The sequence below is a fragment of the Psychroserpens sp. NJDZ02 genome (assembly GCF_004843725.1).
Lineage (GTDB): Bacteria > Bacteroidota > Bacteroidia > Flavobacteriales > Flavobacteriaceae > Olleya.
In genome coordinates, this window is the sequence record NZ_CP039451.1 from 1,576,403 (window position 1) to 1,597,911 (window position 21,509).

The window sequence follows — 21,509 nt, forward strand, 5'->3', positions numbered from 1 at the left end:
AATAATATAATGCCCTTCTTTACTATTTTGAGAAAGGATGCTTAGATAATGCCTTTTTTGCGAATGGATGATAGTCTCCTACTAGTCCCTTTACTTCTGCATGTCTGATATTATGTACAATCTCGATAGCTTGCCTAGCATCTTCCAAACCATAACCTTTACCATCTAAAATACCTTCGTAAACCCTATTGTGTAAGTCTGTAAAACCTCCGCTAAACTCTAACTCTTCTCCTTCAATTGTAATAGACCTATAAGTACGTTGTCCTTTGGCTTTAATATCATCAGGCAATACATCCTCATTAATTGACAAAAACCATCTTACACGCGCTCTTTCTAACTCTAAATAACCAGCAGCACGATCATGCTCATGTACGTGAACAATGTTTTCTTTTACATCTCCAAAAATCCAAGATAGCATATCATAAAAATGAACACCTATATTAGTAGCAATACCACCCGATTTTGATTTATCTCCTTTCCAAGAGGTATAATACCAATTACCACGAGAAGTTAAATAAGTCAAGTCAACATCAAAAATTTTATCCTTAGGTGCGTTTTCAATTTTTTTCTTTAAATCAATAATCGATTGGTGCACACGCAACTGTAATATATTATATACTTTCTGACCTGTTTCTTTTTCAACTTTACTTAATGCGTCAATATTCCATGGATTTAAAACTAGTGGTTTCTCACATATAGCATCCGCCCCATGACGTAAAGCAGTTCTAATATGTGAATCATGCAAATAATTTGGAGTACATATACTAACAAAATCTAAATCAACATTTTTTTCATATTTCAATTTTTCTAAATGACGATCAAAACGTTCAAATTCCACAAAAAAATCTGCATCTGGAAAATAACTATCCATTATCCCGACACTATCAAATCTGTCGTAGGCAGCAACTAAGTTATTATTTGTTTCTTTTATAGCTTTTAAATGTCTTGGAGCAATATAGCCAGAGGCTCCTATTAATGCGAAATTTTTCATGTTTATTGTTCTTATGTTCTTAATGAATTATTATAGACTGTCTTTAAAATTTTCTACAATGTATTCAATTTCTTTAGTTGTAAGGTAAGGATTCATTGGTAAACTAATTATTTCATTAGCCACTCTTTCAGAAAAAGGAAAATCTCCTTTTTTATATCCCAAATAATCAAAACATTGCTGCAAATGTAAAGGTAGAGGATAATGTATTGCTGTGGGAATTCCTTTTTCTGTTAATTTTTCTTGTACTTCTTCTCTGTTTTTCAATCTTATTGAGTATTGCGCCCAAACAGACGTTTTGTTAGACGATATAGTTGGTTTAATTATATCATCACCTAATAAATTAGTATACGTTTTAGCTACTCTCTGTCTTTCTAGAATATCTTTGTTATAATATTTTAATTTTACATTAAGTATAGCCGCCTGTATAGAGTCGAGCCTTCCTCCCATGCCTATATACTGGTGATAATATCTTTTAGTTTGCCCATGTAATCTTAGACTACTCATTTTGTTTGCTAACCCAAGATCATTTGTGAAAACAGCTCCTCCATCTCCAAAACAACCTAATGGTTTTGCTGGAAAAAAACTAGTACATCCAATTGTACTTAAGTTACAACTCTTTTTTGAATTATAAGTAGCTCCAAAACTTTGCGCAGCATCTTCTATTACTGGTAAATTATATTTCTTAGCAATAGCATTAATCGCATCCATATCTGCTACTTGACCATATAATGATACAGGCATAATTGCCTTTGTTTTATCCGTAATCTTTTCTTCAATTTTATTCGCGTCAATATTATATGAAGATTCATCAATATCTACAAAAACAGGAGTTGCTCCCAAAAAAGCTATAGTCTCTGCCGTTGCAATAAAAGTAAACGGCGTCGTTATTATTTCATCTCCTGGCTTAATATTTAAAGCCCTCATTGCTAACAATAATGCATCTGTACCTGATGAACAAGAAATTGCATATTTTGCTCCTGTAAATTTTTTTAGCTTTTCTTCTAAAGCTTTTACTTTAGGTCCCATTATATATCCAGCAGAAGCTCCAACTTCTAGCATTGCAGCCTCAAATTCTTCTTTATGATCTTTATAGGCTAACTTTAAATTCGCGAAATCAATTATCATTTTATTTTTGTTACTTTATTATTTTCTAATTTATATGTCTGATTACCTTCGGGACAAATTGCCGTACCTTTATTACTAAATTGTAATTTATGACCATATTCACTCATCCAACCAATTTGCTTTGCTGGGTTACCAACGACTAGCGCGTAGTCAGCGACCTCTTTAGTTACAACAGTACCAGCACCGATAAACGCAAATCTACCTATATTATTGCCACAAACTATTGTTGCATTAGCACCTATGGAAGCTCCCGTTTTAACAGTTGTTTTTAAATATTGGTCTTTTCGGTTTACAGCACTTCTTGGGTTAATTACATTTGTAAAAACCATGGAAGGTCCTAAAAAAACATCATCCTCACATATAACTCCTGTGTAAATTGAAACGTTGTTCTGAACTTTTACATTATGTCCTAATATCACCTCTGGAGAAACTACAACATTTTGTCCTAAATTACAATTTTTTCCAATTTTACAATTTGGCATTATATGAGAAAAATGCCATATTTTTGTTCCTTCTTCTATTTGACAGCCTTCATCAATTATAGCTGTTTGATGTGCAAAATATTTCATTTAATTAAAAAAAGATTTTATAGTTAATTTTATACCTTCATCAAAAGTAATTGTGGGATTATATCCCAATAGCATTTTAGCTCTATCTATACTAGCTAAAGAATGCCTTATATCTCCAACTCTTTCTGGCCCATATATAGTTTTTATCATTGTCGTGTTAATCCCCTTCTCTTTTATTTCACTTTTTATTACTTCTATTAATTGATTGAGATTTGTACCTCGTCCACAAGCAATATTGTAAACTTTATTTAACGATTCCAAATTTGTTGTAGTTGCTGCTAGTTGATTTGCTTGAACAACATTATCAATGTATGTAAAATCTCTTGAGTGTAATCCATCACCGTTGACTATTGGAGAATGTCCTTCCTTAATTAAATTAATGAACTTAGGAATGACCGCAGCATAATCACCATTAGGGTCCTGCTTTGGTCCAAAGACATTAAAATATCTAAGCCCTACTGTTTCAATATTATATGTTTTTGCAAATATTTTCGCATACAATTCATTAACTAACTTGGTTACAGCATAAGGAGATAACGGATCACCAGTATTGTCTTCTACCTTTGGTAATTCTATATTATCGCCGTAAGTGGAAGAACTGGCAGCATATACCACCCTTTTAACCTTGTTAGTTACTGCCGACCATAAAATATTAACAAAACCTAAAACATTAACTTCACTGCTTGCAACTGGGTTTTTTATGGATCTAGGAACGGATCCTAATGCAGCCTGATGCAATATAAAATCAACATCCTTAGAAGCCAAAACACAAGTTTCTAAATCTCTTATATCTCCTTTTATAAATTTAAAATTTGGGTTTGCTAAATTATCTTTTATATTTCTTTTATGCCCCGTCGAAAGATTATCTAAACAAATAACTATATTATTGTTTTTCAAAAGCTGGTCTACAAGGTTAGAACCGATAAAACCAGCACCTCCTGTAACTAAAACTTTTTTATTGATAATCATAGTTATTATTATAATTGAATCCTAATATTGCTATCAGAGAAATTAATATTAAAAGTACAGCCCCTAATTTAAGCTTTATAGTCGTTTATCAATTTGCGTTGTGTCCAATGTCCCTTTTACATCGTAAACAATACCTTTTGTTGACTTCATATCACTTAAATTTAATTCTAAAAATTTATCATGAGCTACGACATGTATAATAGCATCATACTTACCACTTAAATCATTTATTATATCTATACTATACTCCTCTTTTACTTCCTTTGAGTCCGCCCATGGATCATAAACGTCAACGTCCATTTTAAAATCCATTAACGAATGATATACATCTATGGCTTTTGTGTTTCTTATGTCTGGACAATTCTCTTTAAATGTAATCCCCAACATTAAAACTTTTGCTTTTCTAATAGTAATGTCATTAGTTACCATCAGTTTTAAAACTTCAGTTGCAACATATTCTCCCATACTATCATTTACTCTTCTACCCGCAAGTATAATTTCTGGGTGATAACCTACTTCTTGCGCTTTTTGTGCTAAATAAAAAGGATCGACTCCAATACAATGCCCTCCAACAAGTCCTGGTTTAAACTTTAAAAAATTCCATTTTGTACCTGCAGCATCTAATACAGCATGTGTATCGATGTTTAACTTATTAAATATTTTAGCTAATTCATTTACAAAAGCAATATTAATATCTCTTTGAGCATTTTCTATAACTTTTGCCGCTTCAGCAACCTTAATTGTTGGAGCTAAATGCGTACCTGCTGTAATAATTGAAGCATATAAATTATTAACTTTTTGACCTATGTCAGGAGTGGATCCTGAAGTCACTTTTAAAATATTTGCTACCGTATGCTGTTTATCACCTGGATTAATACGTTCTGGCGAGTAACCACAAAAGAAATCTACATTAAATTTTAATCCACTTTCCCCTTCCAGAACAGGAACGCAAACATCTTCTGTGACTCCAGGATAGACTGTTGATTCATAAATAACAATATCTCCTTTTTTTAATAATTTCCCAATAGTTTCAGAAGATTTTATTAAAGGTATTAATATTGGCCGATTATTTATATCTACAGGAGTTGGTACTGTAACTATATATATATTACAATCAGAGATGGACTCTGCATTTGTTGACAGTTCTAAACCAACATCTCCTTGTTTTAAAACAGCTTTTAAATTATCGTCTGAAACTTCCAGAGTAGCATCGTGTCCGCCATTTAAAGCATCTACTCTTGACTGATTAATATCAAAACCTACTACCTTGTATTTTTTAGCGAATTCTACAGCTAAAGGTAGCCCTACATATCCTAGACCGATTATTGCAATTTTATTATTCATTTTTTCTATAAATTATTTAAACAACGCTTTAAACTATCTCTCCAATAAGGAACAGTTATAGCTAAATTATTTGTGATTTTTTCTTTATTTAATACACTAAAAGTTGGTCTCTTAGCTGGTGTTGGATAACTAGTTGTTGGTATTGGCTCAACCTTAGTACTAATATTTTTTATATCAAATATAGCTTTAGTAAAATCATACCAACTAGCAACCCCTTGATTACTATAGTGATAACAACCATAGTTTTTAGTATCCGAATTAATTGTTTCTAATAATACTCGGGCCAAATCAACAGCATAAGTTGGAGTGCCTATTTGATCTGAGATAATGGTTAATCTATCCTTAACTTTTCCAAACTTAAGCATGGTTTTTACAAAATTATTTTCAAATTCTGAATACAACCAAGAGGTTCTAAATATATAATAATTAGAAAGTCTATTACTAATTATTACCTCTCCCTCCAGTTTGGTTTTGCCATATACTGAGAGCGGATTAGTTACATCTTTTTCAGTGTAAGGTAAATTACTTAATCCGTCGAAAACAAAATCTGTCGAAATATGTAATAATGTTACGCCATAAGTTTTACAAGCTAAGGCTAAATTTTGAACACCTAGTACATTAATTTTATTTGCAAGCTCAATATTTTCCTCTGCTTTATCTACCGCTGTATAAGCTGCACAATTTATGCAATACTTTATTTTATTTTGTTTAAAAAAGTCATCTACTAGAGCATTAGAGGTTATATCTAATTCCTTTGATCCTAAAAAAATAAACTCAAAGTTATTATAGTCATTAATTAAAGACTGAATACACTGTCCTAATTGCCCTTTTCCTCCCGCTATTAATACTTTCTTCATTACTAAATATTACTAACTGTTGGTAGTACCTTATCCTTCTCCGATATCAAAAGTACACTATCATCTAATAACCAATCAATATTAAGTTTAGGATCATTATAAATCACACCTAATTCAGCTTCTTTTTGATACCAATTATCACATTTATAATTAAAAACAGCGGTTTCACTTAAAACAACAAAACCATGTAAAAATCCTCTAGGTATAAATAACTGCTTTTTATTTTCAGATGATAATTTCACTGACACGTGCTGTAAATAAGTAGCGGAGTCTGGTCTAAAATCAACAGCCACATCTAACACCTCACCTTGTGTCACTCTTACTAATTTAGCTTGAGAATATTCCCCTCTCTGATTATGTAGACCTCTAAGTACTCCTTTACTTGAATACGACTCATTATCTTGAATAAAAGTTATATTTTGATTTATAAGCTTATCAAATATATGTTTATTATAACTTTCAAAAAAATAACCTCTAGAGTCACCAAATACGGTTGGCTCTAAGACAAAACACCCTTTTAATTTAGTCTCTATTGCTTGCATATTATTCTTGATTTACTAAACTAATTAAATGCTCGCCATAGCCACTTTTAAGCAAAGGTGTTGCTAGATTTATTAACTGTTGTTTAGAAATAAAACCACTACTATAAGCAGCTTCTTCAATGGCTCCTATTTTCAACCCTTGACGCTCTTCAATAACCTGTACAAATTGAGACGCTTGCATTAGAGAATTAAACGTACCGGTATCTAACCAAGCAGTCCCTTTATCCAAAATTGAAACCTGCAGTTTACCTTGTCTTAAGTATTCTTTATTGACATCTGTTATCTCTAACTCGCCTCTATGACTTGGCTTTATATTTTTGGCTATTTGGACGACACTATTATCATAGAAATAAATACCTGGTACAGCATAGTTCGATTTTGGCTTTTCTGGTTTTTCTTCGATTGATAAAGCAGTTCCATTATCATCAAAATTTACTACTCCGTAACGCTCTGGATCTGTAACATGATACGCATAGACAATACCTCCATCTGGATCATTATTCGCTTTTAAAAGCTCTGCTAGCCCCGTTCCATAAAATATATTATCTCCTAAAATTAAAGCTACTTTATCCTTTCCTATAAAATCAGCTCCAATTACAAAAGCCTCTGCTAATCCATTAGGAGCTTCCTGTATAGCATATTGAAACTCGCATCCTAATTGACTTCCATCTCCTAATAATTGTTTAAACAAAGGTAAATGATCAGGAGTCGAAATGATTAGTATGTCTCTAATACCCGCATTCATTAATGTGGACAAAGGATAATAAATCATTGGTTTATCATAAATAGGCATCAGCTGCTTGCTTAACACTTTTGTTAAGGGGTGCAATCTAGTACCTGATCCGCCAGCGAGTATGATGCCTTTCATTATTTATTATATTTTTTTAAGTACCAATTTATCGTTTTTCGTATACCTGATTCAAAATTTTCATCAGCCTTCCAACCTAATTCCTTTTCTATTTTAGTTGCGTCAATAGCATATCTAAAATCATGTCCTGGTCTATCCTTAACAAATGTAATTTGCTCCTTGTACGATTTTTTAGATGGTTGTAATTCATCTAGAATTGAACAAATTACATCTACAATATAAAGGTTATTACGTTCGTTTCTACCACCAATATTATACGTTTCTCCTGATTTACCTAATTTATAAGCCAGATCAATCCCTTTACAATGATCTAAAACATATAACCAATCTCTAATATTCTTTCCATCACCATAAATTGGTATTTCTTCACCATTAATAGCTTTTCTAATAATAGTTGGAATTAACTTTTCATTATGTTGTTTTGGTCCATAATTATTGGAACAGTTAGTGGTGACGACATTCATTCCATAAGTATGAAAATAGCTTCTTACAACAAAGTCCGATGCTGCTTTTGAAGCACTATATGGACTGTTTGGAGCATAATGCGTATCTTCAGTAAATAATCCTTTTTCTCCTAATGTACCGTACACTTCATCTGTTGAAATATGATGGAATCTATTGTTTTCTTTTCCTTCCACATATTGAAAAGGTGCAGGCATCCAATGCGTCTTAGCAACATCAATAAGATTGAATGTACCCGTAATATTAGTATTTATAAAAGCTCCAGGATTAGTTATTGAATTATCAACGTGAGACTCCGCAGCGAAATGAATCACCCCATCAAATTGATATTTCTCAAACAGTTGTTCAATTAATTTTCTATCACAAATATCCCCTTTAATAAAAGTATAATTTGAATTATCCGATATTTCTGTTAAATTAGATAACTCTCCAGCATATGTTAAGTTATCTAAGTTTATTAAATGTACATCCGGATTACTTTTTAAAAAATAAGGTACAAAATTAGATCCTATAAATCCAGCTCCTCCCGTCACAAGTATTGTTTCACCCCTCATCATTATTTCAACTATTTTACTATTGATTTTGTTTTTTCAAAAAACGATTTAAATTAACCATCATTATTGTAATAAATATTAAAATAAACGCCGCGATTGGAAAAGTATATTTTTTGTAATCCGTCCATTCTGAGATATTATATCCAGAACGTGGAAAATCAGAAACCACATCAATAATGTTTTGATTTAAAACAAATTCGTTTTCTAGTTCTGTTTTTTCAATTGATAACTCATACAACAACGTTGTAATTTTAGATTCATCCACCAGTAAGGCATTAGGTTGAGCATTACCCATATACAAATTAGTTCCATTACCACCTGTATTACTAACCGACTTATCAGACTCTTTTATACGAATGGCTAAATAACTATTTTTTAAAGAATCTAAAACCTTTATTTGGCTACTAATATCCTTAATTCTTCCTTTTATATTGACTAAATTAATCTGTTTTAAAGAATCTAAATACGGATTTTTTCTTAAAAATGTAATAAAATTAGTCTTTAAGCTATTATACACATTTTTATCTGTAGCCAACACCCCTATTTTATGACTTTTAAAATTATACTTACTAAGGTCATCCACATATGCTTTATATGTCAATTGTGTTAATGCCAGAGAGTCTAAACCTTCTTTATACTCAAGGTACATCTGCATCTGGATATTTGGATCAATATCAGGTTCAATAAAAAAGCCTTTAATGTGACTTGCATCCTCTTCACTTATTTTTAGTTGCTTGGCAATCTCTTTGCTGTCTTTATCAATTGCTGCGAGTTGACTTAAATTTCGTATATTTTCATAGACCTGCCGAGTAGAATTAAAATTGGTATTAATATACATATTAGCGCCATACTTTTTCTCTGTTTTTTTATCTAAAACGTATCCTAAGACAAAACTTAACACCAACCCTATAGCGTACCATTTTGCAGACTTAAACAAATGCAATAAAATAGCTATTATTAGTTTATAAATAACTTTTGCAATACTCTCGAAAAAGGAATACACTTTACCAAAAGCATTCCCAATTAGGTTAAAAAAGACTAATAAATCGACCTCTTCTGATTTATTATCGTTATTTTTTTTAGGTAATTCTTGACTCATTATTTAATCTAATTATTAATTGAATATTTGTTGTAATATTTTCCTAGTTATTAAATAGGTTGGTTTGACACCTGACGTCCCTAAACCTCCTGACGCTAATGTTCCTCCTGTCTCTAGTGGATTATCACTGGCGTAATATGCATATCTTACCTTTACATCAGGTCTTATACTTCCTCTAACTTTAGACGCTGCTTGTATTGCTTTTTGGTAATGTGCGCCTTCCATCTCTAACCCAATAACATTCCAAGTAGAATTATAAAAGAATTTTAAAATGTCTTTATTTTGAAGTGACGTTCCTAAAACAGAAATCATTGCCCCTTCGTAAACTGCGACACCTTGCCCTTCTAAATCAGCTTTGCTCAACTCATTTTTAAATGGATAATTGTCCGCAGTTCCTTCAAAAATATGTGCAGAAGGAATCATAATATCCCCTTTACCACCTTCTAATATACCTGCTTTACCCATTATTGAGATAGACTCTACATTTAGATGCGTTTTACTTTGTCCGTCACTAAAAGGCTTTAAAAACTCGTCTATCGTTTCATAAGCTTGTTCTCCAAACGCATAATCCATTACAAAAAGTACAGGTGCTTCTGTATTTTTATCTTGCTTTGGTATATTTAAGTCGGTTTTAGATAGGTCTATTTTAGATGTATCAAAAATTTGCACATCAATATTAGTTCCGGAAGTATCTTTAATAAAAATCATTCCTTGTTGCTCTGCTTTTAACGTCACTTTATTACGCAAGGCTTTACTATCACTTTGACTTAAAGCTTCGTAAACTTTAAAAATCTCCGTTTTTGACGTTTCTGTTTTTAAGGCTATTGGTGCATATAGCGTATTCATAACGCTATGTAAATTCGCACTAATAATATGTATCGGTCTTTCTAAAAGGCCTTCTTGCTTTAAAGTTTCTTTAATTGTATTCGCCCACATTTCGCCATGGATATGATGCCCTAAACGTTCTCTTAGTACGGGGCTAAAAGTTACGGTACGTTTATCATTACGCACAACCTCTTCAATAGCTAATTTACCTAACCAATAGACAATATATAATAAACGTTCTGGTTTACTTGGTAAAGCAAACACATTATAAACGGTTGATAATTCTTTAAATGTACGACCTAGTATATTCGCGGTATGTGTAATTGCAATTTCGCGTTCTTTTTGTGTTAGCTTTTTCTTAGTTAAAACTGCGGCTTCCAATTTTTGCCAATCTCTAGTAGTCGCCCCGTTTTCGTCAATAATAACGCGTTTACTAATTTTATGCGATTCTACAAATAGAAAAGTTAAATGCGTTAAAATATCGTAAATTTCAGAACGTCCTCTAGTAATCTCAATGTTCATCTGCTCATCATCAATACGATAACAATTACGTCTGCGTTTTGGCGGAATTATTGGCTCAAAATGAGAATCTTTATAACCTTCGTCACTTGTTAAGTTAATAAAACGACACTCCTCAATACCATGAGGTAATCTGTCTATTACATATAGTAAACCTTCTAATTCTGCTTTTTCGTCTGCTATGGATCCGTAAATTTCAGGTCTTAACACTAATAATGCCTCACGAAGCGTCTCTCCGGAAACACCCATTGGCTTGTAAAACCCTCTATTAAACAAATGACGCATAGTGATATACATACGTTCTATTGCATTTGAGCTTTCTTGCGCTCTCGTTCTTTCATGTTTCTTAATCATACTACTCATTCTAGTGTCTTTAATTGGCAAAGATATAATTATTTGGCTACAATGTCGGCTTTTAAAGCGTCTGCAATTTTACGATCGTTTGCTAAACGCGGTATTTTATTTTGACCACCTAATTTACCTATTGATTTCATATAATTTTGAAATCCATTTTTTTCAATCTTTGTAATTTTAAGCGGCTGTAAAACTTTTCCGACTAACAAATCTAAGTAATAACTATTTTGTTCTTGCAAGGCGTTATCTATTTTTTTCGCTAAAGCGGAAATATCCTCTGGTTCGTTTTCAAATTCGATAAACCATTCATGATAAGGTAAACCTGACTCTGGACTAATTTGTGGAGCCACCGTAAACTCGTTAATTCTGACTTCTGTCCCTTCTGTAGCTTCCTTCATGGCTTGCTCCACCTCTTTTCCGATAACATGTTCTCCAAACGCAGAAATAAAATGTTTAATTCGCCCAGACACAATGACTCTATAGGGTTTAGTATCTGTAAACATAATAGTGTCTCCAAGATTATATCCCCAAAGTCCCGCATTCGTTGAAATAATCATAACATAGTTTATGCCAACCTCAACGTCTTTAATAGTGATTCGTTTAGGATTATCATCAAAAAACTCATCCGCCTTTACAAACTCATAAAACATACCAGAATCTAATTGTAGTAACATCCCTTTGGTATCTTGCTTATCTTGAAAAGCAAAAAAACCTTCACTTGCTGGATACAACTCTATACTATCTACTTTTCGACCTATTAAATTCTCGAATTTAGCTCTGTAAGGTTCATAATTAACGCCTCCAAAAATAAATAGGTTAAAGTTTTTAAAAATATCACCAACCTTTTTCCCTGTCTTTTGTTGCAATTTTTCAAAATACATTTGCACCCACGATGGAATACCTGAAATGATTGACATGTCCTCGTTTACGGTCTCTTCGACTATAGCGTCGACTTTAGTTTCCCAATCTTCAATACAATTAGTGTCCCAAGAAGGCATTCTGTTTTTTTGAAGATACTTTGGTACAAAATGAGCTACAATACCAGACAAACGCCCTAATTGCACGCCGTTTTGTTCTTTTAAAACTGGGCTACCTTGCAGGAAAATCATTTTTCCATCCACAAATTTTGCATGTCCTGTTTCATGAATATAGAGCAATATTGCATTTTTTGCAGCATTGACATGATTAGGCATACTCTCTTTAGTTAACGGTATATATTTTGCACCAGAAGTTGTCCCTGACGTTTTTGCAAAATAAAGCGGTTTCCCTTTCCAAAGGATATTTGCTTCTCCGGCAACCACACGATCAACATAAGGTTTCAACCCTTCATAATCCCTAATTGGAATCCGTTTTACAAAATCTTGATAATTATTAATACTAATAAAGTCATGATCCACACCAAATACTGTACCTGCTGCTTCACTTATCAAGTGTTTAAACACTTTATCTTGTGTTTCTATAGGGTTATTGGCCCATTTCTGAATTTTCTTGTAAACCCGTTTTGCATACGGTTTTGCTAAAGCTGATTTTAGTGAAAGCATTATTTAAAATCTATAAAATTAGTTGGGTTTACAGAGTATCCATCACTCCATAACTCAAAATGTAAATGTGGTCCTGTGGTTAAATCTCCTGTATTACCTGAAGCAGCAATGACCTCTCCAGCTTTTACTAAATCACCTTGACTTTTATTTAATGAGGCATTATGCTTGTAAACAGATATTAAACCATAACTATGTTCAAGGATTATAACATACCCCGTTTGTGCCGTCCATTCTGCAAAAATCACTGTACCATCTGCAGTTGCCTTTATTGGTGTCTCGTTTGCTAAAACAATATCCACCGCGTAGTGTCTTGTTTTACTATTATAGTTTTCGCTAATAGTCCCGTTTGCTGGCGGAAACAAAACAAAATTAGCTCTAGACTTTGCTGTCTCAAATAAATTATATTTATCCTCTTTATCTACTTTTTGACGCAACAAGGAGTCTTCTCTAATTGGACTTAGATCCACCTGACTAGCCTCAAGCTTTGCTGCCTGAATTATAGAGTCTCTATTAAACTGTACCGTACTGACTTCTCCTTGCAATACTTTTTTTATTGAAGTAAAATATTTGTCATTTAAATCAATGACACGCTGCAAAGAATCGGTTTTAAAACTTAACTGTACTGCTTTCTTTTTAAGAGTCGTAGATGAGTATCCAGGGATATATTCTTTTAACGGTGTAAACGCGATTAAAATGGTTGTAAACACTATTAAAAGGATTGCAGAGATTGTGCCTAAAACGAACACATTTAGTCGCGTTAAATTAAGAGATAAGCGTTCTTCAAAAGTATCATCATTTAAAATAACCAAACGATACCTGTGCAGTAACTTCTTTTTAATTTTTTTAGATTTTTTTTCGGGTGTTGTCATATTAAAAACAAAAGTAAATAAAATTTTGTGCGCACAACTTTAGGTTAAGCTAAAGTTAGTCTTTTAACGTTATTATTAAAGTTTAATTATTAACTTTGTGGTCTAAATTTTAAGTTATGATTTCAGCAAGTATATTTTTAGGAATGGTTGGACCTTGGCAAATCGCAATAGTAGTGGTTTTAGTCTTATTATTATTTGGAGGAAAGAAAATCCCTGAATTAATGCGCGGACTAGGTAGCGGAATTAAAGAGTTTAAAGACGCTAGTAAAGAAGAAGAAAACGAAGATAAAAAGTAATTTTTTTACTTTATCATATAAAAAAAACCAATGCAAAAGCATTGGTTTTTTTTATACTCAAAATAGAACTTCTAATTATTAATACTTAACGACTTAAGTATGGATTCTAACTCTAAAATATAGTCACGTTTACCTACTGATGGAGCAAACGTAAACCCTTCCAAAACAATATATCGGTTATTTATTTTATCCTCTACCATGTAATTTACAAATGGACCAGCATTAAAGGTCCCTTTAATGTCCCAAGTGCTTCTTACTTCATACGTTGGCTTGTTATCTATAATTGTATTAAATAGAAATGGTGTATAAGCCTCTTCTGTCTTCATATAAGACCCCTCTATTGGTCCTGGTATATATTTTTTACCCACGCTGTCTCTTATACTAATAACCTGTTGGATAATGTCTCCTTCTCTATCAATAGCACTTAATGGAATTTGATATACCATAAAATTATTAGTTCCTGTCGTTAAGTTTTTTCTAACCCAAAAGAACGTACTATCTTCTTTTGCTATTCTGTACACCGATGGAAACTTAAGTTTTAGACCTAAAACCTTTTCGATATTATTTGTAACATGAAGAGATTTATTAGTCAAACTTTGACGTGCCTCTATCTCTTGGCTTTTAAAGGTTTCCAACAATTTTTCTTTATTAGCTTCTAAGAGCTCTATAATTTGATTGTTATTTTTTCCTTTTACAATTATTAATTTTTGAGGTCTAGCAAAGGCATCTGTCGCTATCTTAAACTCGGACTCCTCACCCTTTTCTATTTTTAAAACAATTCTGTTTTGCGCAGCAAAACCAGAAAACACTTGAGGAGGCATTTGATTAATATCAAACATAGGTTCGTTTTGAGGTAAACCAGGTACGGTAGTAGTCAAAACATCTCTAACTACATCTCCAACGCGTCCTTTCCAAAGCTCATTATCTACAACAACATTAACATTGTATAGATTTCCTGATGATTTTGGAATCAGACGCTGATTGCCTTTTGATCCTTCTTTGCATGATACAATGGTACCTAGCACTAAAAATAATAGAGCGATTTTTTTCATTTTAATATCGTATTTAAGAGACTAATTAACCTTTAGAAACAATTAACTTCATTCCTGGTTTCAATTTAGTACCACTAATATCGTTCCAATCTCTAATATTTTGAACAGAAACACCAGTCAATTTTTGAGAAATACTCCAAAGACTATCGCCTTGCTGTACTGTATAGCTCTTTCCGTTAATTGGTTTTTTACTTTTTTTTGTTGAAGCTGAAGCTTTTGAACGACTTACAGAAACCCCATTTCTAGGATAAATAGTTAATCGTTGTCCAATTTTTAGGTTATTATTTCTTAAACCATTCCATTGTTTAATTTGACTTACCCGAACACCAAATTTTCTGGCAATTTTCCCGAGGTAATCACCCTGCTGGACCTTATACCTTGTTTTTGTTTCTGAATCTTGAAACTTAGGTAATGGTTTTTCACGCTTATCTAATTCGGCTTTAGCCTGAGCATATAATTGGTCTTCATTATTAACAAAAGACCCCATAATACTCCTTGGCAAACGTAAAGTGTAGTTTTTACCTTCAATAAAAGGAATAACATCTAATTTGTAAGCCGGATTTAAAAACTGAAGCGTTTCCACCTCTACACCTGTATACTCTGACACTTGATCTAAAGTAATCATCTGTTTGACGTGTATTGTATCCGTCTCAATCAAATGAAACTCGGGTTTGTATTGCATAAAACCATGCTCTTTAGCGTATTCAAAAATATACATTGTTGCTAAAAAAGCGGGCACATAACCAGCTGTTTCACGTGGTAAATTTGGTCTAATATTCCAATAATTCTGATAACCGCCAGAGCGTCTTATTGCCTTACTTACATTACCTGGCCCAGAGTTATATGCTGCTAATGCTAAATCCCAATCACCAAATAATTTATACAATTTAGATAAGTATTGTGATGCTGCAATAGTTGCTTTTATAGGATCGCTACGTTCATCCACATAACTACTAACATCCAAACCGTACTCTTTACCTGTAGCAAACATAAATTGCCATAAACCTGTCGCTCCCACTCTAGAGCGTGCGCGTGGTTTTAAAGCAGATTCTACTATTGCTAGATATTTCATTTCTAACGGAATGTCATAATTATCTAACTCGCGCTCAAACATTGGGAAGTAATAATTACTTAAACCCATTAAACGTTCAAACGAACGGTGACGTCTTTTTAAAAAGGACTTTATAACACTTTCTAACTCAGGATTATATTCCACATTAAAAGGGGTTCTAGCATTTAAACGCTGTAATCTTGCTTTTAACGTATCTGTTGTTAACTCTGGATAATCAACTGCGTTATATTTTAATCCCGAAACATCTCTATAAATGGTATCATACAGTGTATTACTGTATAGCTCTTCCATCCATTTTTTATCTATATCTGCAGCAAACTCATGATCTTGTAAGACCTTAGGAAGCTCCACTAGATCAATAGTTTTAATCGCTTTTTTAAAATAAGTTTGACCATCGATTATTGTATCGATAACATAGTCTTGTCCTTCTTGTAATTGATCTTGCCTTAATCTAGTTTGTTGGTTAGTATCTTGGCCTAATCCAAAACCTAATCCAAAAATCATTAACAAGAAAGTAATATATATTTTTACTTGATGCATTTATTTATTATTTATTGGCAAACGTTTAAATGTCAACTATTATTCTAAAATAGCTGCAATACCTGGTAATGTTTTTCCTTCTAAGCTTTCTAACATTGCTCCACCTCCTGTACTTACGTAGCTAACTTTGTCTTCAAACCCAAATTGCTTTACTGCCGCAACAGAATCACCTCCACCTACTAAAGAAAACGCTCCGTTTTTAGTAGCTTCTGCAATTGCGTCTCCTAAAGCAATTGTTCCTTTTGCAAACGTTTCCATTTCAAAAACACCTAATGGTCCATTCCAAAGAATAGTTTTACACTGCAGCACAACATCATGGAACATTTGAATAGATTTTGGACCAGCATCCAAACCTTGCCATCCTTCTGGTATTTTAGTCACATCCATAACTTGCGTTTCTGCGTCGTTACTAAAGGCATTTGCTGCTAGTACATCCACAGGAATGTGTATTTGTACATTTTTAGCTTTTGCTTGCTTTAAAATGTCTAAAGCTAATTCCATCTTATCATCTTCACAAATAGAATCGCCAACACTTCCGCCTTGTGCCTTAATAAAAGTAAACGTCATACCACCACCAATAATTAAGTGATCTACTTTGTCTAAAATATTTTCGATTATCGTAATTTTAGAAGATACTTTTGCGCCTCCTAGTACTGCTAAAACTGGTTTTTCTCCAGTTTTCATTACTTTATCAATACTCTTAATTTCTTTTTCTAATAAATAACCAAAGCATTTTCTTTCTGGAAAAAACTGTGCAATTACTGTTGTAGAAGCGTGTGCTCTGTGCGCTGTTCCAAATGCATCATTAACATAAATATCTCCTAGCTTGGCTAATTTTTCCGCGAAAGCGACATCTCCCTTAGTTTCTTCCTCATGGAAACGTAGATTTTCTAAAATCAGAATTTTACCTGGCTCTAGATTTGTAGCAGCCTTTTCGGCTTCCTCACCTACACAATCGGATACAAACTGAGTTTCTACACCAATAATATCTTCTACTTTATTAACAATATGTTTTAGTGAAAACTGATCCTGTACACCATTAGGTCTTCCTAAATGAGACATTAAAATACAGCTTCCGCCATCTTCTAATATTTTTATAATTGTTGGTTTAGCAGCTTCTATTCTAGTGGCATCGGTAACCTTAAAACCCGCATCTAAAGGGACATTAAAATCTACACGAATTAAAGCTTTTTTGTTTTTAAAATTAAAGTCGTTAAGTGTCTTCATCTGTTTTGTATGTGTTTAATCTAGGTTTGCTTTTAAAACCCAAGTATCTCTGTATCTATAATTTGTTTTTAACTCTTCTGTTAGTTTAAAAGCGTCTTCAGCAGTATCACTTCTTAGCAAGTAAATATAATTCCAACCGTTTTTGGGATTTATAAAAGCTTTAGCATCCAATTCTTTTTTTATTAATTTAGCCATCCATTTTTCAGACCTAGCAGACTCTGCAAAAACACCTGATATGACATAATAGCCGCCTTCAATACCAGCTATAGCAGTTGATTTCTTGTTTTTTAAATATTTGAAGGCTTTAGAATTTAAACCTCTTTTCTTATACTTATAAGCTTTACGCTTTTCTTTAGTATTATAACTTGGATCTGATTCTGGTTGCGCTCTTACAATTTCTGGAGACACGTTTGCTGTTTTACTAGCACTTGAATTGTTATCCTGAACAATATCGTCAAAATAAGTTTGCTCTATTTCGGTCTGAAAAGCTGTAAAATATAAGTAAAACCTATCCGATTCTGTTTTTAAACGTAAGGTGGTTTCGTTAGTACTATTATTAATTATTGCATTATTATAATTAGGAATATCCAATTTAGCGATATCAAAACCTAATGTGTTTTCACTATTTGGTAGTCTATCTCTATTTTTCATACTATTGTTTGTAATAGAACTATTGAAAAAGTTTTGTTGAAAACGAGCACCGTTACTTAATGATTGAAAGCTACCATCACGTTGTTTGATAATTGCAAATTCGTCTCCTCTCAAATCTGAATCTCCTTCTAAAACAGAAACTACAACGGACGTTTTTACATCTCCTTTTTCTACAGACTTAAAGTTTTTGAATGTTAGATCTACCGGTTCTTCTTTATTAACTAAAGCAAATCCATGATAAGTAGAAATATATTTTGGATTATCCGTTGGTGATTGATACACCACATATAACATCCAACCTCCACCACTACCACCTGACAAATACCCCTCAGTAGCCTTTATATTGGCAACCACGTAATCTCCAGATTTAGTTTCAGAAGATTTTAAAAGCTCTGTCACATCGGCATAACAAACGTAAGGTGAATTTATAGCATGCGTAGGACTAGTTATACCGTCATAAATTATATCTCCAACTACATCTTGATACTCTTGATTTGGCAATTTAAATTTAATTTGATTTACTAATAGAGAGCGTTCTCCATTTCCTGTGTAAACATAATCACCCTTTTGTTCTTTACGCGTTCCTTTTTCATAAGCATACGTCGCGGACCAGTATAAACCCGCGTATGCAATTTTTTTAAAATCGGAAGGTAGCTTTAATGTCGCTTGACTTGAACTAAAAGTTGCCTTATCCCTATCAATATCAACATAACTCATTTTGGTGTCATCATTATTAACTTGTAAAATATTAAAAGCTTTCTTATCATCTTTGCTTAAAATATTATTACCAATAACCACAGCATCCCCAAAAATATAAAATTCATTATGAGATTTAAACGCCGCGCCACCAATGGACGTAGAATCTGTAGTTTTTATTTCTTGTGCATTAGCTAGATTTAATCCTATTACACATAATAGTAAACTTAATAGTCTTTTCATTTTGAAATTTAAAACCGTTAATATTTTTTCAAATATATGCAAATACAACGATACTATATATTCTACAACTAAAATCAATATCCAATAAAAAATAGTTTTTAATTACCAAGACAACTATATTTGCCCTATGCTTTTTAGTGATATTTTAGGATTAAATCATATTAAAAAACACTTGACTACAAGTGCAGACAATGGTCGTATACCACATGCCCAACTATTTGTTGGTCCTGAAGGTTCGGGTACATTACCTATGGCTGTTGCCTATGCGCAGTATGTTTTGTGTAAAAATACGACAGGAGAAAACGTAGGAGAAAACGAAATTTGCAATATAAAATTCAATAATTTTTCTCACCCAGACCTACATTTTGCTTTCCCAGTCACCACTACAGATAAGGTCAAAAAACACCCTGTATCCTCTTACTTTTTAGAAGAATGGAGGCAATTATTAAAAGAACAACCTTACGGAAACCTCTTTGATTGGTACAGAATTCTGGGCGTAGATAACAAACAAGGACAAATTGGTGTTGACGAAGCTTTGGACATTGTCAAAGCTTTAAGTCTAAAATCTTATGAAGGTGGTTACAAAATCATGCTAATTTGGATGGCTGAAAAGATGAATACGCAAGCAGCCAACAAATTGCTGAAGCTTATTGAAGAACCGCCAAATAACACTGTTTTTATATTAATAGCTGAAGAAGAAGAGCAGATTATTAATACCATTAGATCACGTTGTCAAATCATACATTTTCCGCCATTAGCAGAAAATGATATTAAAGCTGGGATTACAAAACAGTTTAAATTGGATGACGCGACAGCTACTAAAATTGCTCATCAAGCTGATGGAAACTATAATAAAGCTTGTGATTTAGTTTTTCACGATAGCGAGGACGACCAATTTGAACAATGGTTTATTTTTTGGATTCGCGCTGCTTTTAAGGCTAAAGGAAACAAAGCAGCCATCCACGATTTAATTGGTTGGAGTGAAGATATTGCCAAAACAGGTCGTGAAACCCAAAAGCAATTTCTGAATTTTTGTTTAGACTTTTTCAGGCAAGCCATGTTGCTTAATTATGGCGCACAAGAATTAGTGTATTTTGAAACTAAAAGCAAAGGTTTTGATCTTTCTAAGTTTGCTCCTTTTATTCATAACAACAACATTATGGATATTTCTAACGAACTAAATGACGCTATTTACCATATTGAACGTAACGGAAATTCCAAAATTATACTTACCGATTTAAGCATAAAATTAACACGCTTGCTCCACGCGAAACAAGATTAAAATGTCTTCAAAAAAAGCGTTTTTTGTCATTATTAATCCTGTTTCTGGTAATGGGAAAGGCAAAAAAATATGGACAACCGTACAACGTAAATTACAATACACTTATAACATTGCGTATCAATTTACAACTCACACCAATCATGAAATTGAAATAACGTTAGCCGCCATAAAAAAGGGTTTTAAACATTTTATAATAATTGGTGGTGATGGTACTCTTAATAAATTTATTACAGGTGTTTTTAGTCAAAATGTTGTCGATTCTAAAAATATAACGTTTGGTGTTATAGCCATAGGAACAGGTAATGATTGGATAAAAACACACCACATTCCTACAAACATAACTAAAGCCTTAGCTCTTATAATTAACGGAAAAACAGATACGCAAGATATTGGTTGTGTAAGCTATTTAAAGTCTAGCCTACCTAACACCTATTTTATAAATCTCTGTGGGATTGGTTTTGATGGCTTGGTTGTCGATATTGTAAGTAACAACAGAACATTTGGTAAATTAACCTATCTATTAGGAGCCTTAAAAGCCTTATTTCTTTTTAAACCATTTAATCTTAATTTGACTCAAGATTTAAAGACTAAATCATATAAATCTTGCTTTATGATTCAGTTAGGTATTTGTAGATACACAGGTTCTGGGATGCAACTTACAGAACAACCTAACCACAAAGATGGTCTATTTGACGTCTCTATTGCCACTAAATTGACTAGATGGGATATTATAAAAAACATAGTTGGCCTTTTTAATGGGAAAATTGTGTTTCATAAAAAAGTCAAGACATTTAAAACCAATCATCTACAATTAAATTTTGATCAAAACAAACCATTAATTCAGGCCGATGGAGAGTCAATAAAAACTGAAGATATCGATGTATCCATACGCCCTAAAGCCATCAATTTTTATTGTTAATTTCTACATTATAAATTAATACCTTTAAACCACAATCACCATA

General features: G+C 32.7%; 20 protein-coding genes. 3 read left to right on the top strand and 17 right to left on the bottom strand.

Annotated features, from left to right (window positions below; all coding sequences use genetic code 11):
• Positions 1-22: 22 nt before the first annotated feature.
• The 13 genes from E9099_RS06895 to E9099_RS06955 form a co-directional block, all read right to left on the bottom strand.
• Entirely contained in the window at positions 23-991 is a 969-nt protein-coding gene (locus tag E9099_RS06895) for a Gfo/Idh/MocA family protein (RefSeq protein ID WP_136582946.1), read from the bottom strand.
• Positions 992-1,021: 30 nt separating this feature from the next.
• Entirely contained in the window at positions 1,022-2,116 is a 1,095-nt protein-coding gene (locus E9099_RS06900) for a DegT/DnrJ/EryC1/StrS family aminotransferase (RefSeq protein ID WP_136582947.1), read from the bottom strand.
• Positions 2,113-2,685 (bottom strand): acyltransferase, encoded by a 573-nt coding sequence (locus E9099_RS06905; protein WP_136582948.1) that lies wholly within the window; start codon positions 2,683-2,685, stop codon positions 2,113-2,115. Before E9099_RS06905 ends, E9099_RS06900 begins: the two co-directional genes overlap by 4 nt.
• Positions 2,686-3,654: an SDR family oxidoreductase gene (locus E9099_RS06910; RefSeq protein WP_136582949.1), complete on the bottom strand. Its 969-nt coding sequence runs from the start codon at positions 3,652-3,654 to the stop codon at positions 2,686-2,688.
• Between the two features lie 75 nt (positions 3,655-3,729).
• Positions 3,730-4,998 carry a nucleotide sugar dehydrogenase gene (locus tag E9099_RS06915; protein WP_136582950.1) on the bottom strand — a complete coding sequence of 423 codons (1,269 nt, stop codon included), beginning with the start codon at positions 4,996-4,998 and terminating at the stop codon, positions 3,730-3,732.
• Positions 4,999-5,003: 5 nt separating this feature from the next.
• Positions 5,004-5,855 (bottom strand): dTDP-4-dehydrorhamnose reductase, encoded by an 852-nt coding sequence (rfbD, locus tag E9099_RS06920; protein ID WP_136582951.1) that lies wholly within the window; start codon positions 5,853-5,855, stop codon positions 5,004-5,006.
• A 2-nt stretch (positions 5,856-5,857) separates the two neighbouring features.
• Positions 5,858-6,397 (bottom strand): dTDP-4-dehydrorhamnose 3,5-epimerase, encoded by a 540-nt coding sequence (gene rfbC, locus E9099_RS06925; RefSeq protein ID WP_136582952.1) that lies wholly within the window; start codon positions 6,395-6,397, stop codon positions 5,858-5,860.
• A 1-nt stretch (position 6,398) separates the two neighbouring features.
• Positions 6,399-7,265, bottom strand: coding sequence for a glucose-1-phosphate thymidylyltransferase RfbA (gene rfbA, locus E9099_RS06930; protein WP_136582953.1), 867 nt, complete (start codon positions 7,263-7,265; stop codon positions 6,399-6,401).
• A complete protein-coding gene (rfbB, locus tag E9099_RS06935; protein ID WP_410523974.1) occupies positions 7,265-8,284 on the bottom strand; it encodes a dTDP-glucose 4,6-dehydratase in 1,020 nt (339 codons plus the stop codon). The genes rfbA and rfbB overlap by 1 nt, the downstream gene beginning before the upstream one ends.
• Before the next feature lie 16 nt (positions 8,285-8,300).
• Complete coding sequence (locus tag E9099_RS06940) at positions 8,301-9,380, bottom strand: hypothetical protein (RefSeq protein ID WP_136582954.1); 1,080 nt, start codon at positions 9,378-9,380, stop codon at positions 8,301-8,303.
• A 15-nt stretch (positions 9,381-9,395) separates the two neighbouring features.
• Positions 9,396-11,087: a DUF6909 family protein gene (locus E9099_RS06945; RefSeq protein WP_136582955.1), complete on the bottom strand. Its 1,692-nt coding sequence runs from the start codon at positions 11,085-11,087 to the stop codon at positions 9,396-9,398.
• Between the two features lie 29 nt (positions 11,088-11,116).
• The gene (locus E9099_RS06950) at positions 11,117-12,619 is read right to left on the bottom strand and encodes a GH3 auxin-responsive promoter family protein (RefSeq protein ID WP_136582956.1); all 1,503 of its coding nucleotides are present in this window, start codon (positions 12,617-12,619) and stop codon (positions 11,117-11,119) included.
• Positions 12,619-13,488 carry a M23 family metallopeptidase gene (locus E9099_RS06955; protein ID WP_136582957.1) on the bottom strand — a complete coding sequence of 290 codons (870 nt, stop codon included), beginning with the start codon at positions 13,486-13,488 and terminating at the stop codon, positions 12,619-12,621. The genes E9099_RS06950 and E9099_RS06955 overlap by 1 nt, the downstream gene beginning before the upstream one ends.
• Before the next feature lie 116 nt (positions 13,489-13,604).
• Here E9099_RS06955 and tatA point away from each other — a divergent pair, with 116 nt between their 5' ends.
• The gene (gene tatA / locus E9099_RS06960; protein WP_101015795.1) at positions 13,605-13,784 is read left to right on the top strand and encodes a twin-arginine translocase TatA/TatE family subunit; all 180 of its coding nucleotides are present in this window, start codon (positions 13,605-13,607) and stop codon (positions 13,782-13,784) included.
• Between the two features lie 71 nt (positions 13,785-13,855).
• On the opposite strand, the gene E9099_RS06965 is transcribed toward tatA, so the two are convergent.
• From E9099_RS06965 to E9099_RS06980, 4 genes are read right to left on the bottom strand one after another with little or no spacing between them, the layout of a single operon-like run.
• Entirely contained in the window at positions 13,856-14,836 is a 981-nt protein-coding gene (locus E9099_RS06965; protein WP_136582958.1) for a DUF4837 family protein, read from the bottom strand.
• A 25-nt stretch (positions 14,837-14,861) separates the two neighbouring features.
• Entirely contained in the window at positions 14,862-16,448 is a 1,587-nt protein-coding gene (locus E9099_RS06970) for a lytic transglycosylase domain-containing protein (protein ID WP_136582959.1), read from the bottom strand.
• A 39-nt stretch (positions 16,449-16,487) separates the two neighbouring features.
• A complete protein-coding gene (locus tag E9099_RS06975; RefSeq protein ID WP_136582960.1) occupies positions 16,488-17,675 on the bottom strand; it encodes a phosphoglycerate kinase in 1,188 nt (395 codons plus the stop codon).
• 15 nt (positions 17,676-17,690) lie between these two features.
• The gene (locus E9099_RS06980) at positions 17,691-19,265 is read right to left on the bottom strand and encodes a hypothetical protein (protein ID WP_136582961.1); all 1,575 of its coding nucleotides are present in this window, start codon (positions 19,263-19,265) and stop codon (positions 17,691-17,693) included.
• 127 nt (positions 19,266-19,392) lie between these two features.
• Between E9099_RS06980 and E9099_RS06985 the strand changes: the two genes are divergently transcribed.
• Positions 19,393-20,547, top strand: a complete 1,155-nt coding sequence (locus E9099_RS06985) for an ATP-binding protein (RefSeq protein ID WP_136582962.1) — start codon at positions 19,393-19,395, stop codon at positions 20,545-20,547.
• 1 nt (position 20,548) lies between these two features.
• Entirely contained in the window at positions 20,549-21,466 is a 918-nt protein-coding gene (locus tag E9099_RS06990) for a diacylglycerol/lipid kinase family protein (RefSeq protein WP_136582963.1), read from the top strand.
• Positions 21,467-21,509: the final 43 nt, after the last annotated feature.